At 67.4% G+C, this 15,051-nt stretch carries 16 protein-coding genes and 1 riboswitch; of the genes, 1 reads left to right on the top strand and 15 read right to left on the bottom strand.

All coding sequences use genetic code 11. The features are described 5' to 3' along the window. Positions 1-219 precede the first annotated feature (219 nt). The 5 genes from rnc to QZ332_RS08765 all read right to left on the bottom strand — a co-directional run bounded on the left by rnc (position 220) and on the right by QZ332_RS08765 (position 4,090). The gene (rnc, locus tag QZ332_RS08785; RefSeq protein WP_295764464.1) at positions 220-900 is read right to left on the bottom strand and encodes a ribonuclease III; all 681 of its coding nucleotides are present in this window, start codon (positions 898-900) and stop codon (positions 220-222) included. 51 nt (positions 901-951) lie between these two features. Then, positions 952-1,200 (bottom strand): acyl carrier protein, encoded by a 249-nt coding sequence (acpP, locus tag QZ332_RS08780; protein ID WP_295764463.1) that lies wholly within the window; start codon positions 1,198-1,200, stop codon positions 952-954. An 86-nt stretch (positions 1,201-1,286) separates the two neighbouring features. Beyond that, on the bottom strand, positions 1,287-2,333 hold the full coding sequence (gene plsX / locus QZ332_RS08775; RefSeq protein ID WP_295764462.1) for a phosphate acyltransferase PlsX: 1,047 nt from the start codon (positions 2,331-2,333) through the stop codon (positions 1,287-1,289). Between the two features lie 37 nt (positions 2,334-2,370). Continuing rightward, positions 2,371-3,678 carry a methylenetetrahydrofolate--tRNA-(uracil(54)-C(5))-methyltransferase (FADH(2)-oxidizing) TrmFO gene (gene trmFO, locus QZ332_RS08770; protein WP_295764461.1) on the bottom strand — a complete coding sequence of 436 codons (1,308 nt, stop codon included), beginning with the start codon at positions 3,676-3,678 and terminating at the stop codon, positions 2,371-2,373. 202 nt (positions 3,679-3,880) lie between these two features. After that, positions 3,881-4,090 (bottom strand): helix-turn-helix domain-containing protein, encoded by a 210-nt coding sequence (locus tag QZ332_RS08765; RefSeq protein WP_295764460.1) that lies wholly within the window; start codon positions 4,088-4,090, stop codon positions 3,881-3,883. A gap of 72 nt (positions 4,091-4,162) precedes the next feature. On the opposite strand from QZ332_RS08765, the gene QZ332_RS08760 reads away from it, so the two are divergent. Next, positions 4,163-4,411, top strand: coding sequence for a hypothetical protein (locus tag QZ332_RS08760; RefSeq protein WP_295764459.1), 249 nt, complete (start codon positions 4,163-4,165; stop codon positions 4,409-4,411). On the opposite strand, the gene topA is transcribed toward QZ332_RS08760, so the two are convergent. From topA to QZ332_RS08710, 10 genes are all read right to left on the bottom strand, one after another. Beyond that, positions 4,408-6,807, bottom strand: coding sequence for a type I DNA topoisomerase (gene topA / locus QZ332_RS08755; RefSeq protein WP_295764458.1), 2,400 nt, complete (start codon positions 6,805-6,807; stop codon positions 4,408-4,410). The genes QZ332_RS08760 and topA overlap by 4 nt on opposite strands. Before the next feature lie 39 nt (positions 6,808-6,846). After that, positions 6,847-8,064, bottom strand: coding sequence for a DNA-processing protein DprA (gene dprA, locus QZ332_RS08750; RefSeq protein WP_295764457.1), 1,218 nt, complete (start codon positions 8,062-8,064; stop codon positions 6,847-6,849). A 75-nt stretch (positions 8,065-8,139) separates the two neighbouring features. Then, positions 8,140-8,916 (bottom strand): RNA methyltransferase, encoded by a 777-nt coding sequence (locus QZ332_RS08745; protein WP_295764456.1) that lies wholly within the window; start codon positions 8,914-8,916, stop codon positions 8,140-8,142. Then, positions 8,897-10,315 carry a folylpolyglutamate synthase/dihydrofolate synthase family protein gene (locus QZ332_RS08740; protein WP_295764455.1) on the bottom strand — a complete coding sequence of 473 codons (1,419 nt, stop codon included), beginning with the start codon at positions 10,313-10,315 and terminating at the stop codon, positions 8,897-8,899. The genes QZ332_RS08745 and QZ332_RS08740 overlap by 20 nt, the downstream gene beginning before the upstream one ends. A 12-nt stretch (positions 10,316-10,327) precedes the next feature. Continuing rightward, positions 10,328-10,879, bottom strand: coding sequence for a folate family ECF transporter S component (locus QZ332_RS08735; RefSeq protein ID WP_295764454.1), 552 nt, complete (start codon positions 10,877-10,879; stop codon positions 10,328-10,330). 59 nt (positions 10,880-10,938) lie between these two features. Then, positions 10,939-11,042: riboswitch (THF riboswitch) on the bottom strand. A 301-nt stretch (positions 11,043-11,343) separates the two neighbouring features. After that, entirely contained in the window at positions 11,344-12,237 is an 894-nt protein-coding gene (locus QZ332_RS08730) for an RnfABCDGE type electron transport complex subunit B (RefSeq protein ID WP_295764453.1), read from the bottom strand. Between the two features lie 13 nt (positions 12,238-12,250). Next, positions 12,251-12,832, bottom strand: a complete 582-nt coding sequence (gene rsxA / locus QZ332_RS08725) for an electron transport complex subunit RsxA (protein ID WP_295764477.1) — start codon at positions 12,830-12,832, stop codon at positions 12,251-12,253. 9 nt (positions 12,833-12,841) lie between these two features. Next, a complete protein-coding gene (gene rsxE / locus QZ332_RS08720; RefSeq protein ID WP_295764452.1) occupies positions 12,842-13,441 on the bottom strand; it encodes an electron transport complex subunit RsxE in 600 nt (199 codons plus the stop codon). An 18-nt stretch (positions 13,442-13,459) separates the two neighbouring features. After that, complete coding sequence (locus QZ332_RS08715) at positions 13,460-14,071, bottom strand: FMN-binding protein (RefSeq protein WP_295764451.1); 612 nt, start codon at positions 14,069-14,071, stop codon at positions 13,460-13,462. Beyond that, positions 14,068-15,051, bottom strand: a 984-nt coding sequence (locus QZ332_RS08710) for an RnfABCDGE type electron transport complex subunit D (RefSeq protein ID WP_295764450.1), incomplete at its 5' end; no start/stop codon positions are given. The genes QZ332_RS08710 and QZ332_RS08715, both read right to left, overlap by 4 nt.

Here is a 15,051-nt window from a genome sequence, read left to right as displayed (position 1 = left end):
CAGCGGATACCTCCGCCGGGGATCGCAGGCTGCCGAGAAGACTTTTTTGACAGCCTGCGCAAGTTTTCAGGACCTTCAAAAAAGTCCTGGGACCTTATGATCGAAAACGAGAGGGGCCCCTCCTGGGCCCCTCTCGCAGCCTCCCCCTCCCCGCCGACGCAGTCCTCGCTGCTTTTTCGAAAAGAGATCCCCGGCGGATACCTCCGCCGGGGATCTCCTTCATCCGTCCAGCCTCCCCAGGGCGCTCTTCGCGGCGGCCTGCTCGGCTTCTTTCTTGCTGTGGCCGGAACCGGAGCCGATCGGCTCCCCGTTCAAAAGCACCTCCGCGGCGAAGGTCTTGGCGTGGTCCGGGCCCCGCTCCCCCACCATGCGGTAGGTCAGCACCTGGTCCGCCTGCCGCTGGACCAGCTCCTGGAGGGCCGTCTTATAGTCCCGGCGGCGCTCCTCCACCACCTCTTCCCGCTCCGCTTCCAGCAGGCAGCGGTGGATCAGCGCCGAGGCGGCCCCGATGCCCCCGTCCAGGTACACCGCGGCGAAGACGGCCTCCGTGGCGTCCGCCAAGATGGACGTCCGCCTCCGGCCCCCGCCGGACTCCTCTCCCCGGCCCAGGCACAGGTAGGCCCCCAGGTCCAGCTTCCCCGCCACCTCATAGAGGCTCTGTTCACACACCAGGGCCGCCCGGATGCGGGTCAGGTCCCCCTCCGGCAGGTCCGGATGCTGGGTGAAGAGGAACTCCGCCGTCACGAAGCCCAGCACGGAGTCCCCCAGGAACTCCAGCCGCTCGTTGCTGGAAAGCCGCTCGGCCCGGTGCTCGTTGGCGTAGGAGCTGTGACACAGGGCCTCCTCTAAAAGCGACTTGTCCCGGAAGACATAATTCAGTTTTTTCTCCAGTTCCCGCATAACAAAGGCCCTTTCCAAAAGGACGCCCCGTGAGAGCACGGGGCAGCCTGATCACTTATTCAGCTTATTGGCCAGGTAGTTCACCGCGTCGCCCACGGTCTTCAGGGCGGAGAGCTCCTCTTCCTCGATCTCGCCGACCTCGAACTCCTCTTCCATGGCCATGACCAGTTCCACCAGGTCCACGGAATCCGCGCCCAGATCGCCCTCGAAGGCGGTATCCATCGTGATGTCCTCCGGCTCCTTGGCGAACTGCTCCGCCACGAGCTCCCGCAGTACTTTCAGGATCTCTTCGTTTGACATTGCCGTCTCACTCCTTAACTAACGTTCCGCTGATGCAGCGCATCGGTCTCTCTTGAAGCTAATATACGGCAAGAGCCTTAGTGCTGTCAAGGGGCATCCGGCAATTTCTGCCCATTTCCGCTGACTCTCATCGCCTCGATGTTGGCCTCGATGTCCGCGATGAAGCCGCTGGCCGCGTACTCCTCCGCCCGGAAGACCGCGTTGCGGATGGCCCGTGCGTCCGAGGAGCCGTGGGCCTTGATCACCGGCTTGGAGATCCCCAGGAAGGGCGTGCCGCCCACCTCGCTGGGGTCCAGCAGCGCCTTCATCCCCGCCAGGTCCTTCTTCACCAGACCCGCCGCGATCTTCGTCTTCGTACTGGAGAGGAACATCTCCTTCAGGCTCTTCAGCAAAAACCTGCCGGTCCCCTCCAGGGACTTCAGCATCACGTTCCCCGTGAAGCCGTCCGTCACCAGCACGTCCGCCCCGCCCAGCATGGCGTCCCCGGCCTCCAGGTTGCCCACGAAGCGGATGCGCCCGGCCTCCGCCGCCTCCGTCAGCAGGGCGTGGGCCTCCCGGCGGAGGGGGTCGCCCTTCTCCGCCTCGGCGCCGATGTTCAGCAGGGCCACCCGGGGCCGCTCCACGCCCAGGAGGCGCTTGGCGTAATAGTTCCCCAGGTACGCGAACTGGAGCAGGTACTCCGGCGTGCACTCGGCGTTCGCCCCGCAGTCGCAAAGGAGCATCCGCCCCTCCGCCGTGGGGAGCACCGGCCCCATCGCCGCCCGGCGGATGCCCCGGATGCGCTTGACCACCAGGGTCGCCCCGGCCAGCAGGGCCCCCGTGGACCCGGCGGAGACGAAGGCGTCCCCCTCGCCGTCCCGGAGCATCCGCAGGCCCACCGTCAGGGAGGAGTCCTTCTTCCGCTTGAAGGCCGTGGCGGGGTCGTCGGAGATCTCGACCACCTCCGACGCGTCCCGGATCTCCACGCCCGCGGGCAGGGTCTTCCCCCCGGCGGCCTCCACGGCCCGCAGGACCTCCGCCGTCCTCCCCACCAGGATCACGTCCGTGCCGTACTGCTCATGGGCCTCCAGCGCCCCCTGGACGACGGCCAGAGGGGCGTTGTCGCCGCCCATGGCGTCCACGATGATCTTCATACCGAACCCTCCCTTTGTGCGCGCGCTCTTCGTCTCTTTATTGTAGCACATCCTCCCGCAGCCCGTCAACGATCGCCAGGGACCGCCGGGACAGCTCCGCGTTCTTCTCCCGCTTCCCCCGGACGCGGCGGCCCAGCGGCGGCATGATGCCGAAGTTGATGTTCATCGGCTGGAACGCCGTGACGGAGCGGTCGGAGATGTACAGCGCCAGGGCCCCCATGGCGGTCTCCCGGGGGAAGTCCACCGGGGGCATCCCCCGGAGCCTCCGGGCGGTCTCCACGCCCACCAGGAAGCCGCTGGCCGCGGATTCCACATACCCCTCCACGCCGGTCATCTGCCCGGCGAAGGAGATCCTGGGATCCGACAGCAGGCGGTAATAGCGGTCCAGCAGCCTGGGCGAGTCCAAGAACGTGTTCCGGTGCATCACGCCGTAGCGCAGGAACTCCGCGTCGTGGAGGGCGGGGATCATGGAGAAGACCCGGCGCTGCTCCGGGAAGCGCAGGTGGGTCTGGAAGCCCACCAGGTTGTAGACGCTGCCCTCCCGGTCGTCCCGCCGGAGCTGGACCACGGCATAGGGCTCCCTCCCCGTCCGGGGATCTGCCAGCCCCCGGGGCTTCAGCGGGCCGTAGCACAACGTCTCCCGGCCCCGCCGGGCCATGACCTCCACGGGCATACAGCCCTCGAAGACCTTCCTGTCCTCGAAGCCGTGGACCTCCGCCTCCTGGGCGGTGGTCAGGGCCCGCCAGAAGGCGTCGTACTCCTCCTCGTCCATGGGGCAGTTCACATAGTCCGCCGTGCCCCGGTCATAGCGGGAGCCCATCCAGGCTTTGTCCATGTCGACGCTCTCCGCGGAGACCAGGGGGGCCGCCGCGTCGTAGAAGTGCAGGGCGCTGTCCTCCCCCAGCAGGGCCTGCAGCCGCTCCGCCAGGGCGTCGGAGGTCAGGGGGCCGGAGGCCACGACGACCTCGCCCGCGGGGAGGTCCGTCACCTCGCCGGGGACGACGGTGACGCCGGGGTGCTCTCTCAGCCGCTCCGTCACCAGCCGGGCGAAGCCGTGGCGGTCCACCGCCAGGGCCCCGCCCGCCTCGACGCGGGTCGCGTCGGCGCAGGAGAGGATCAGGGAGCCCATCCGCCGCAGCTCCTCTTTCAAAAGGCCCACGGCGTTCTCCAGCTGGTCGCTCCGCAGGGAGTTGGAGCAGCACAGCTCCGCGAACTGGTCCGTCGTATGGGCGGGGGTCCTTTTTTCGGGCTTCATCTCCCGAAGGGTCACCCGGACGCCTCGCTGGGCGAGCTGCCAGGCGCATTCGCTGCCGGCCAGGCCGGCGCCGATCACGGTCACTTCCATCGTTGCACCTCCGGTGGGGGTCTTTTCTCCGCCCTCCCGGGCGGAGGGGGGTGGCAGCCATGGGGATGGCTGGTCCTTTCGCACCCCCCATTTTCTCTTTTCCTTCCGGAAGGAAAAGAGAAAACGGGCCGTGCACGGTCCAAAAGAGAAAAGGAACTATGGGCCCTTCGGGCCTGCTTTAGGGGCCCTCCTTTGGGCCTCCCTATCGCTCCTCTGTGCGGCCTAACAAGTAGTCGGTGGACACGCCGAAAAAATCCGCCAGCTTCATCAAGTCGGGGATCTCAGGATAATGCGTCGCCGACTCATAGTACTGATAGGCCCGCAGACTGCATTGCAGATGTTCCGCCATCTGCGTCTGGGTCCGCTTCTTCTCTTTTCGCAATCCTTTTAGGCGCTGAGCAAAAATTTTCATGATCCCCTCTTGACAAGCAACTGAGTTGCATATATAATATTATGCAACTCAGTTGCAGAATGGAGCGATTTTATGACACCACTCATGCAGACCATCTTTGAAGAACTCTGCGGATACGGCCTCGATCCCTACATAGACGGCTTCGTGCGGGACACCTACGATGAGGAACTCGAGCAGCTTTACAATGCCCTCTCCGCCGTCCTGCCCGAGCACTGCCGGACGATCTTCGAGCGTTACGCCCTGATCGCCCGCGCCCGTTCCCTCGTGGAGCTCGAGGCCATGTTCCAGGCCGCGTACGCCGCCGCGCGGGAGCTGGCTTAGCCCTCCGCCTCCGCCTTTTCGGCGGTCTTCCGGGCGGCCGTCTTCTTCGCCGCTGTGGTCTTTTTGGCGGCGGCCTTCGTGCCCTTCGATGCCGTCTTTTTCGCCGGAGCGGCTTTCGTGCCCTTCGACCCGGTCTTTTTCGCCGGGGCGGTCTTTTTGGCGGCGGTCTCCGTGCCCTTCGCCGCCGTCTCCTTCGCCGGGGCTGCGTTCGCGGCCTCCTCCCCGGCCGGGGCGGGGCCCGCCTCCCCTTCCGTCTTCTTGGCGGCGAAACGGGGATAGCCCCGTTTGTCCTCCGGCAGGAAGTTGGGACATGCCGCGTTGATGCAGAAGGGCTTCCTGGCCCCCCGGCCCGCCTTTTTGAACAGGGTGTGCCCGCAGACGGGGCAGTCGTCCTGCACCGGCACGTCCCAGGTCATGAAGTCGCACTTCTCGGCCTCGATCTTGCTGGTCAGGTGCTCGCAGCAGTAGTAGGTGTACTGCTTCCCGTTCTTTTTGCTCTTGCCGGTGCGCTTCATCAGCCGCCCGCCGCACTTGGGGCACCGCCCCGGCATCTCCACCACCAGCGGCATCGTGAAGGTGCAGTCCGGGAAGCCCGGACAGGCCAGGAACCGGCCGAACCGGCCCGATTTGACCACCAGGTTCCGTCCGCACTCGGGGCAGACCTCGGCGGAGACCTCGTCGGGCACCTTGATGCGCACGCCCTCCAGGTCCTGCTCCGCCTGTTTGAGGTCCTTGTCGAAGCTGCCGTAGAAATCCCGCAGCACGCCCTTCCAGGGGGTGCTGCCGCCCTCCACGGAGTCCAGCTTCTCCTCCATGTGGGCGGTGAACTGGAGGTCCGCGATGTCGGTGAATTTGTCCTTCATCAGCTCCGTCACCACCCGGCCCAGGTTGGTGATCTTCAGGTACTTGCCCTCTTTCTCCACGTAGTCCCGGTCCAGGATCGTGGACACCGTGGGCGCGTAGGTGGAGGGCCGTCCGATGCCCTGCTCCTCCATGGCGCGGATGAGGGAGGCGTCGGTATACCGGGCGGGGGGCTGGGTGAAGTGCTGGCTGGGCGCGAAGCCCTGGAGGGCCAGGCCGTCGCCCTCCTGGAGCTCCGGCAGGGGGGAGCCTTTCTCCTCCTTCTCCTCGTCCTTGCCCTCCTCGTAGACGGCGGTGTAGCCCGCGAATTTCAGGCTGGAGGAGCTGGCCCGGAAGTCGTGCCGGCCCGCCTGGATCTCCACCGCCACGCTGTCATAGACCGCGTTGGACATCTGGCAGGCCACGAAGCGGCTCCAGATCAGGCGGTACAGCCGGTACTGCTCCCCGGTGAGGTCCGCCTTCAGGTCCTCCGGGGCCCAGCGGACGTTGCTGGGGCGGATGGCCTCGTGGGCGTCCTGGGCGCCCGCCTTGGCCTTGTAGCGGTGGGTCTGGGCATAGGGCTCGCCGTAGCGGCCCAGGATGAACTCCCTGGCGTCCGCCAGGGCCTCCTCGCTCAGGCGCAGGGAGTCGGTACGCATATAGGTGATGAGGCCCACGGTGCCCTCCCCGGCGATGTCCACGCCCTCGTAGAGCTGCTGGGCGATGGCCATGGTCCGGCGGGGGGTCATGCTGAGCTTCCGGGACGCCTCCTGCTGCATGGTGGACGTGGTGAAGGGGGGCGAGGGACTGCGCTGCTTGTCGGTCCGCTTCACGGCCTTGACGGCGAAGGCGGCGTTTTCCGTCTCCCGGACCACGGCGTCCACCTCGGCCTGGGACTTCAGCTCGGCCTTCCGGCCGTCCCGGCCGTGGTAGCGGGCGGTGAAGGGCTTGTTCCGGCCCAGGAGGTCCGCGTCCAGGGTCCAGTACTCCTCCGGCTGGAACGCCTCGATCTCCCGTTCCCGGTCGTCCACCATCCGGGTGGCCACGGACTGGACCCGCCCGGCGGAGAGGCCCCGGCGGATCTTCTTCCACAGCAGGGGGCTCAGCTCATAGCCCACCAGGCGGTCCAGGATGCGCCGGGCCTGCTGGGCGTCCACCAGGTTCTGGTCGATGGCCCGCGGGGCCTGGATGCTCTCCCGGACCACCTTCTTGGTGATCTCGTTGAAGGTCACCCGCTTCGCCTTCTCGTCCGGGAGGTCCAGCAGGTGCTTCAAATGCCAGGAGATGGCCTCGCCCTCCCGGTCCGGGTCGGTGGCGAGGTAGACGGTGTCCGCCGCCTTGGCGGACTTTTTCAGGTCCTTGATGATATCTTCCTTGCCCTTGATGGGCTGATAGACCGGCTCGAAATCCTGCTTCGGATCCACGCCCAGCTTGCTCTTGGGCAGGTCCCGCAGGTGGCCCATGCAGGCCTTGACCGTGTATTCCTTCCCCAGGTATTTCCCGATGGTCTTGGCCTTCGCCGGGGATTCCACGATGACCAAATACTGCTTTGCCATAGTTACCTCCGTGTGTCTCCCGCCCCGCGGGAGGGTGCGTTACTCTGGAAGGGCCACGGTCCTGGTGTACCGTTTCCCGCTGTGCTGGCGGACGTGCCCGTCGATCTCCAGCACGGTCAGCGCCGAAGACACCCGCCGGGCAGGGATGCCGGTGGCCTGGATCAGGTCGTCCACCTGGACCGGCCCCTCCGTCCCCATCGCCCGCAGGAGGGCAATCTGGTCGTCCGTCAGGCCCTCCGGGCCGATGACGGGCAGGGCCGGCGGCTCCGGCGCGGGCCCCGGCGGCGGCACAGGTCCGGGCCCCGCCGGCGGCGGGGCCTTCGGCGCGGAGCGCCGCGGCCGGGCAGGCAGGGGCCCCCGGGGAGGCCGCCCGGGGCGCAGCTTGTCCGGGAACCGCTCCGCGTAGTCCCGCAGGATGTCCCAGCCGCTGGCCGCCACGCCTGCGCCGTCCCGGATCAAGTCGTTGCAGCCCACGCTGGCGGGCGCGCCGATGGGACCGGGGACCGCGTAGACCTCCCGCCCCTGGTCCAGGGCGAGGCCGGCGGTGATCAGCGCGCCGCTGCGTCCCGGGGCCTCCACCACCAGCACCGCCACGCTCAGGCCGGACATGATCCGGTTCCGGGCGGGGAAGTGGTGCCGCTCCGCCTTGGCCCCCGGCGGATATTCGGAGAGCAGGGCCCCGGCGGCGGAGACATCGTCATAGAGGTCCCGGCTCTCATAAGGATAGCGGACGTCCAGTCCGTTGCCCACCACGCCGACCACGACGCCCCCGGCCCGGAGCGCGCCCCTGGCCGCAGCGGCGTCCACGCCCTTGGCCAGGCCCGTCACGACCACCGCGCCGCCGGATGCCAGCTCCTGGCTCAGCCGCTCCGCGCTGGCGGTGCCGTAGGGCGAGCAATCCCGCGTGCCCACCACGGCGATGGCGGCCTCCTCGTCGATGGCGGGCATACGGCCCTTGATATACAGTACGATGGGCGGATCGAAGATGTTCTTCAGCCGGTCGGGGTACTCCGCGTCCTGGATGGTCATGACGCGGATCCCCAGCCGCTGGCAGTCCGCCAGGATGCGCTCCGCCGCGGAGAGGTCCCGGTCCAGCGCCAGCTCCGCCTGCGCCTGGGACACGCCCTCGGCCAAAAGCAGCTCCTCCCGGTCGGCGAAGAAGATCTCCTCCGGCGAACCGAAATGCCGCAGGAGGGCCAAACGCGACGGACGGTCCATCCCCGGGAGCTCCGCGAGCCACAGCCAATATTTCAGCACGATCCTCTCTCCCCTTCCCAAGGTCCTCTATACTATATTAAATAAAGCCCGATCGCAAGTACTGTTTCAAAAAGTTCACAGATCTGCCCGCGCCGCCTCCCACAAGAGCACCGACGCGGCGGAGGCCGCGTTCAGGGACTCACAGCCCGCCTCCATGGGGATGCGGATGGTCCGATCGCAGGCCGCCAGCACCTCCGGCGAGAGGCCCCGGCCCTCGCTGCCCACCGCGACGGCACAGCGGCGCAGGTCCACCGCGCGTACGTCCGCGGTGTCCTCCCGCAGGGCCGCGCCGTAAAGGGGCAGGCCCGCCGCCTCCAAAAGGGCCAGCAGGTCCGAGAGGCCGCAGCGGTAGGCCCTCCGGCGGAACTGGACCCCCATCCCCGCCCGGAGGGTCTTGGGGCTGTAGACGTCCGCGCACCCGGGGAGCAGGATCGCCGTCGTGCCGAAGGCGTCCGCCGTCCGGAGGATGGTGCCCACGTTCCCGGGGTCCTGGACGCCGTCCAGGACCAGGAAGCGGAGACGGCCCCGGGCGTCCGGCTCCAGCCGCTCCGGCGGGCCGTCCTCCCGAAAAGCGCAGGAGAAGACGACCCCCTGGGGGGCCTCCATAGGGCTGACGGAGCGCATGACGCTCTCGCTGACCCGGACCGCCCGGACCGCTCCGGGGATGGGGGGCAGCTCCGCCCCTTCGGTGCAGATCAGGGCGCGGAGATCCGCCCCCCACAGCGCCGCCTCCCGGAGGAGCTTGGGGCTGTCGCACAAAAATTCTCCCGTTTCCTCACGATAGGAACGGGAGGACGCCAGCTTCCGCAGGTGGACGCAGAGGGGATTGCTCTTACTGGTGATGGTCTCCATCTCGCGTCCCCTCCCGTCCCCGGCAAACGATATCATGCTGAGACGGGCGGTCCGCGCCTGCCTCCGGCATGGATTCTTCCCTATCATAAAGGCAACCGCCCGCCTTGTCAAGCCGCCCGCCGGCTTTTCTGTGATTTTTGCGCCAGGCGGTCCGGATCTCGCCGCAGAGGTACAGCGACCCCAGGGCGCAGACCGCGCCGCCCTCCCCCGCCGCCTCCAGGGCCGCGGCGATCCCCTCCTCCACGCACTCGCAGGGCCGGGCACTCACGCCCCGGGCCGCCAACTGGGCGCAGAGCGCCGCCGGCTCCAGGGCCCGGGGGCTGTCCGGGCGGAGGACGAACACCTGCTCCGCCAGGGGGGCCAGCAGGTCCAGCATCTCTCCGGCGTCCTTGTCCGCCAGGACGCCCAGGAGGAACACCAGCCGCCTCCCAGGGAAGAAGGCCCGCAGGCCCTCCGTCACGGCCCGCATCCCGTGGGCGTTGTGGGCCCCGTCCAGGAGGAAGGCCGGATCCCGCCCCAGGACCTCCAGCCGTCCCGGCCAGCGGACCGCGGCCAGGCCCCGGCGGACCGCCTCCTCGGGGATGCGCCAGCCTTTCTCCCGCAGACGCTCCAGCGCCGTCAGGGCCAGGGCGGCGTTCTCCGCCTGATAGGTCCCCGCCAGGGGGACCGTCAGGCCCTCCCAGGGGGCGAAGTCGAAGGCCGTCCCCTCCAAATCCAGCCCGCGGATCTCCAGGCGGGAGAGGTCCAGCTCGGTCAGCGCCGCGCCCCGCTCCCGGCAGACGCGGCGGAAGACCTCGTCCGCCTCGGGGCAGCCGCCCCGGCTGACCACGTCCCCGCCGGGCTTGACGATCCCCGCCTTGGCGGCGGCGATGTCCCCCAGGGCAGGGCCCAGCAGGGCCGCGTGGTCCATCCCCATGGCGGTGAGCACCGCCAGCTCGGGGACATCGATGACGTTGGAGGCGTCCAGCGCCCCGCCCAGGCCGGTCTCCAGCACGACGATGCCGCAGCGCTCCTGCCGGAAGTGGAGGAACGCGGCGGCGGTGATCAGCTCGAACTCCGTGGGGTGGTCCTCCATGGACTCCGCCGCGGGACGGATCTGGTCCATCACCGCCCCCAGGGCCTCATCCGAGATCTCCGCTCCGTCCACCCGGATGCGCTCATGGAAGCGCTCCAGGTGCGGCGAGGTGCTGAGCCCCACCCGGTGCCCCGCCGCCTCCAGCACGGAGGCCAGGCACGCGCAGACGCTCCCCTTGCCGTTGGTGCCTGCCACGTGGAGGAACGTCAGCTCCTCCTGAGGGTCCCCCAGGCGGCGGAGCAGCTCCCGGATGCGGCTCAGCCCCGGGGCGCGGCCCTGCCAGCCGTGGGACCAGATATAGGCGATGGCCTCTCCTCCCGTCATGCCGCCCCTCCTTTACAGGCCGGGGACGGCGTCCCGCCTCCGCAGGGCCTTCACCAGGGGGATGGCCAGGGAGGCCATGACCACGGCGTTGAGCATGCCCACGATGAGCCGCCAGATCAGATCGCCTGCGATCAAACCGGGGAAGTAGTAGCCCATCAGCACGCTGTCCAGCCAGTTCACCAGGGTGTTGCCGACCGTGGTGCAGACCGCCGCCGCGACGCAGACGGCATAGCACGCCGCACGCCGCTCCTCCAGCCGCGCGCCCCTCTGCCGGGCCAGCATCGCCGCCATGCCGATGACCAGTCCCCGGACCGCCGGGGGGATCAGGTACAGCACCGTGGTATAGGTGACGCCGTAGGTCAGGAGCTGCTTGAAGAACTCCCCCACCAGCGCCGCCGCTGCCGCGTCCAGCGGCCCGAAGAGCAGCGCCCCGATCACCACCGGCAGTGAGCCGAAGGAGATCCGCACGTTCCCCGCCTGCACCACCACGTAAAGCGACAGCGGCACATACATGGCCGCCAGCAAAGCGGTGTAGCACATCCTTTTGACATCGGTCCTGAACATAAAAAAACCTCCTTCGATACGGCAGTCATGCCGCACGAAGGAGACTCGTCCCCATATGCGGCAGCGGGATGCGGGACACGCACTGCGGGAGGGCATCCCCCCTTCGTCCGGAAAGCAACTCCCCGTCTCCCCGGCACTTCTACACGCGCGTCCCTACTCTGCCTGTCCGCCCTCCCCCGCAGGGTGGGCCGTTGCCCTTATCATACAGCATCTGCCGGGAAAAAGCAAGAGGGAAGTGCCCCGGACCGAAGTCCGGGGCACTCAGCCTGCCGAAAAGATCTTTTCGGCAGGCTGAGCAAGTTTTCAGGACTTTGAAAGTCCTGAAAACTTCATATTTTGAATGGTGCAGGAGACCCCTCCTGGGTCTCCCGCACACACCCGTCCTTCCCGTCCCTTCTGTCTCCCGCGTCTTTCGACAGCGGACGTGCCCCGGACCGAGGTCCGGGGCACTTTCTAAGGAAGGATCATTTCCCAGCGGGCTCCGCCGCCTTGGCCTCGGCGGCGGCCTTGGCCTTCTCGGCCTGGGCTTTCTTGATGGCCTTGTATTTCTCCTTCTCCTCGGCAGTCGCCGCGGGGAGGATCGCGTCGCGCGGGCAGACCTTGGTGCACAGCTTGCAGCCCACGCACTTGTCGTAGTCGATGACGGCCACGCCGTCCTCCACATGGATCGCGTCCTTCTTGCACTCCTTCTGGCACAGCCCGCAGCCGATGCAGGAGCTGGAGCACACGCTCATGGCGGCCTTGCCCTTGTCCCGGTTGGCGCAGCCCACATGGACCTTCTTGGAGGCGGGGACGGAGACGATCAGGTGCCGGGGGCAGGCGCTGGCGCAGGCCATGCAGGCGGTGCACTTGTCCGGATCCACCACGGCGGTGCCGCCGGGGCCGATGGACATGGCGCCGAACTGGCACGCCGCCACGCAGGACCCGAAGCCCAGGCAGCCGAACGCGCACTCCAGGGGACCGCCGGCCACCTTCGTGGCGGAGATGCAGTCCTTCACGCCCACGTAGTCATACCGCTTCTTGGCGTTGACGCCGCCGGTGCAGCGGACGAAGGCCACCTGCCGCTCGCCGGTAGGGGCCGCCAGCCCCATGATCTCGGCGATGGCGGCGGCGTTCTCCGCCCCCGCGGGGGCGCAGGCGGTGACGGGCGCGTCGCCCGCCAGGATGGCGGCGGCACAGCCGCCGCAGCCGGGGAAGCCGCAGCCGCCGCAGTTGGCGCCGGCCAGATGGCTCAGGATGGCTTCCTCACGGGGATCCTTCTTCACCTCGAAGATCTTGGAGGCGACGGCCAGGATCAGGCCGAACACCGCGCCCAGGATGCCCAGGACGGCGACGGCGGCGATGATGTTCATTCCCATTTCACTGCCCCCCTTACCAAATCTTCAGGCCGGAGAAGCCCATGAACGCCAGGGCCATGAGTCCGGCAGTGACGAGGGCGATGGGGAAGCCCTCGAAGCTCTTGGGATACTCGGCGAAGACCAGGCGCTCCCGGATGCTGGCGAAGAGCACGATGGCCACCAGGAAGCCGATGCCGCCGGTGATGCCGTAGACCACGGACTCGATGAAGTTATAGCTCTCCTGGATGTTCAGCAGCGCCACGCCCAGCACCGCGCAGTTGGTGGTGATCAGGGGCAGGTACACGCCCAGGGCCGTATACAGGGAGGGCATGGACTTCTGGAGGAACATCTCGATGAACTGGACCAGGGCCGCGATGACCAGGATGAAGGCCACGGTCTGCATGTACATCAGGTCGAACTTCACCAGGATGAACTCGTTGACCACCCAGGTGATGGCGGAGGCCAGGCCCATGACGAAGGTCACGGCGATGCCCATGCCCACGGCGGTGTCCACCTTCTTGGACACGCCCAGGAAGGGGCAGATGCCCAGGAACTGGGAGAAGATGAAGTTGTTCGCTAAGATAGCGCCCAGCGTGATCGCCAGGAGATTCGAGATCTGATCCATTTACTTGCCCTCCTTCGACTTGGACAGCGCCCACTGCATGGCCGCGATCAGGAAGCCAAGCACCAGGAAACCGCCCACCGGCAGCGTCAGCACGCCGATGGGGAACTGTTCGGGGATGATACGGAAGCCGGCCAGCGTGCCCGCGCCCAGCAGCTCGCGGATGAAGCACATCACCAGCAGCACGGCGGTATAGCCCAGGCCCTGGCAGATGCCGTCCACGAAGGAGGCGGCGACGCCGTTCTTATAGGAGAAGGACTCCGCCCGGCCCAGGATGATGCAGTTCACCACGATCAGCGGGATGAACACGCCCAGGGACGCGGCGATGGCCGGGACGAACGCCTGCAGGAGCAGGTCCACGCAGGTGACGAAGCCCGCGATGACCACGATGAACATGGCGATGCGGATCTTGTCGGGGACGATCTTGCGGATGGCGGAGATGACGACGTTGGAGGCCGTCAGGATGATGAGCACGGACACGCCCATGCCCAGACCGTTCATGATGGAGGTCGTGATCGCCATGGTGGAGCACATGCCCAGCACCTGGACCAGGACGGGGTTCTGGGTGATCAGGCCCTCTTTCAACTGTTTACCGAAATTCATGATCCAACTCCTCCTTCCTCAGCCCAGCACGCCGGCCACGGCCAGCGCAGCGTTGACGCCGTTGGTCACGCCCCGGGTGGAGACCGTGGCGCCGGAGATGGCGTCCACGTTCGCGCCCACGGTCAGCACACCGTCGTCGGCGCTCTTGCCCTCGAACTGGCTCAGCACGCCGACGCCGCTGGCGGTGGGCATGTTGGTCATGACCTTGGAGCCGATGCCGGAGGTCTCGGAGTTCTTGACGATGGACACGCCGGTGACCACGCCCTCGGCGTCCACGCCCACCATCATCTCGATCTTGCCCTGGGAGCCGCTGGCGACCACCTTGATGGCGTAGCCCGCGGTGGAGCCGCCCGCCTGGGCCTCATAGACGGAGTCCAGGGTGACGCTGCCGGAGGCGGCGGTCATCTCGTCGGTGAGGGGCAGCGCGTCGGAGAAGGTGGTGTTGTCCGGGTCGGCCACCACGGCCTTCATGGCCGTGACGGTGTTCTCCCAGTTGATCGCGTCGATCTTTTCCTCGGTGACGGCGTTGACGCCGCCCAGGGCCGCCGCTACGATCACGCAGGTGAGGAACAGCGTGACGGTCAATTTGATGATGTACGCGGGGTCCATCTGGACTTTTTCCTTGCTCATTTCCCGCTCTCCTCCTTCTTCACGACGCCGAAGCGCACGGGCTTGGTGTATTTGTCGATGAGGGCCACGAAGAGGTTCATGACCATGATGGAGTAGCACACGCCCTCGTTATAGGACCCGAAGTAGCGGATCAGCACGGTGAACAACCCGCAGCCCACGCCGAAGATCAGCTGGCCCTTCTTGGTGACGGGGGAGGTGGCATAGTCGGTGGCCATGAAGAACGCGCCCAGCATCAGCCCGCCGCCGAAGATGCTGTACAGCATCCACTCCATGCTGGTCCCGGCCTTGGGGAACAGGAAGGTCAGGACGGCCACGGTGCCGATGTAGGCCACGGGGGTATGCCAGTTGATGACCTTCCGGGCGATGAGGTACACCCCGCCGATGATGAGCATCAGGGAGGAGACCTCGCCCAGGGAGCCGCCGATCTGGCCCATGAACATCTGGCCCACGCCGTAGGTGCCCGTCAGCTCCGCGAAGCTCGCCGCCAGGGCGGCGGGGTCGGTACCCTTCATGTAGGCCAGCGGGGTGGCGGCGGTGACGATGTCCACGTTGGACCCGAGGACGGCCGCCTTGTTCACGGCGGGGTCGACCCAGGAGGTCATGCTCCCGGCGTAGCTGGCCAGCAGGACGGCGCGGCCCGCCAGGGCGGGGTTGACGAAGTTCTTGCCGATGCCGCCGAAGAGCTGCTTGACGATGACGATGGCGAAGCAGTCGCCGATCAAGATCATCCAATAGGGGATCTGCACGGGGCTGACGAAGGCCAGCAGCATGCCGGTGACGACAGCGGAGAGGTCCTGGACGGACTGGGGCTGCTTCATCACCTTGCGGTACAGCCACTCGAAGGCCACGCAGCCCGCCACGGACACCGCGGTGAGGGCCAGGGCCCGGAGGCCGAAGTTGATGCAGGCGTAGATCAGGGCGGGCAGCATGGCGATGATGACGTCCTTCATGATGCCCTGGGTGGTCTCGCTGCCGCGGAT

Source organism: uncultured Oscillibacter sp., assembly GCF_910584465.1.
GTDB lineage: Bacteria > Bacillota > Clostridia > Oscillospirales > Oscillospiraceae > Oscillibacter.
The sequence above is the reverse complement of the archived record's forward strand: the minus strand, read 5'-3'. Positions and strand labels throughout refer to the sequence as shown.

What these genes read in the sequence shown, in the direction of transcription:
- rnc (WP_295764464.1), bottom strand. Translation starts at nt 900, where the DNA reads ATGCGGGAACTGGAGAAAAAACTGAATTATGTCTTCCGGGACAAGTCG.
- acpP (WP_295764463.1), bottom strand. Translation starts at nt 1,200, where the DNA reads ATGTCAAACGAAGAGATCCTGAAAGTACTGCGGGAGCTCGTGGCGGAG.
- plsX (WP_295764462.1), bottom strand. Translation starts at nt 2,333, where the DNA reads ATGAAGATCATCGTGGACGCCATGGGCGGCGACAACGCCCCTCTGGCC.
- trmFO (WP_295764461.1), bottom strand. Translation starts at nt 3,678, where the DNA reads ATGGAAGTGACCGTGATCGGCGCCGGCCTGGCCGGCAGCGAATGCGCC.
- QZ332_RS08765 (WP_295764460.1), bottom strand. Translation starts at nt 4,090, where the DNA reads ATGAAAATTTTTGCTCAGCGCCTAAAAGGATTGCGAAAAGAGAAGAAG.
- QZ332_RS08760 (WP_295764459.1), top strand. Translation starts at nt 4,163, where the DNA reads ATGACACCACTCATGCAGACCATCTTTGAAGAACTCTGCGGATACGGC.
- topA (WP_295764458.1), bottom strand. Translation starts at nt 6,807, where the DNA reads ATGGCAAAGCAGTATTTGGTCATCGTGGAATCCCCGGCGAAGGCCAAG.
- QZ332_RS08745 (WP_295764456.1), bottom strand. Translation starts at nt 8,916, where the DNA reads ATGGAGACCATCACCAGTAAGAGCAATCCCCTCTGCGTCCACCTGCGG.
- QZ332_RS08740 (WP_295764455.1), bottom strand. Translation starts at nt 10,315, where the DNA reads ATGACGGGAGGAGAGGCCATCGCCTATATCTGGTCCCACGGCTGGCAG.
- QZ332_RS08735 (WP_295764454.1), bottom strand. Translation starts at nt 10,879, where the DNA reads ATGTTCAGGACCGATGTCAAAAGGATGTGCTACACCGCTTTGCTGGCG.
- QZ332_RS08730 (WP_295764453.1), bottom strand. Translation starts at nt 12,237, where the DNA reads ATGGGAATGAACATCATCGCCGCCGTCGCCGTCCTGGGCATCCTGGGC.
- rsxE (WP_295764452.1), bottom strand. Translation starts at nt 13,441, where the DNA reads ATGAATTTCGGTAAACAGTTGAAAGAGGGCCTGATCACCCAGAACCCC.
- QZ332_RS08715 (WP_295764451.1), bottom strand. Translation starts at nt 14,071, where the DNA reads ATGAGCAAGGAAAAAGTCCAGATGGACCCCGCGTACATCATCAAATTG.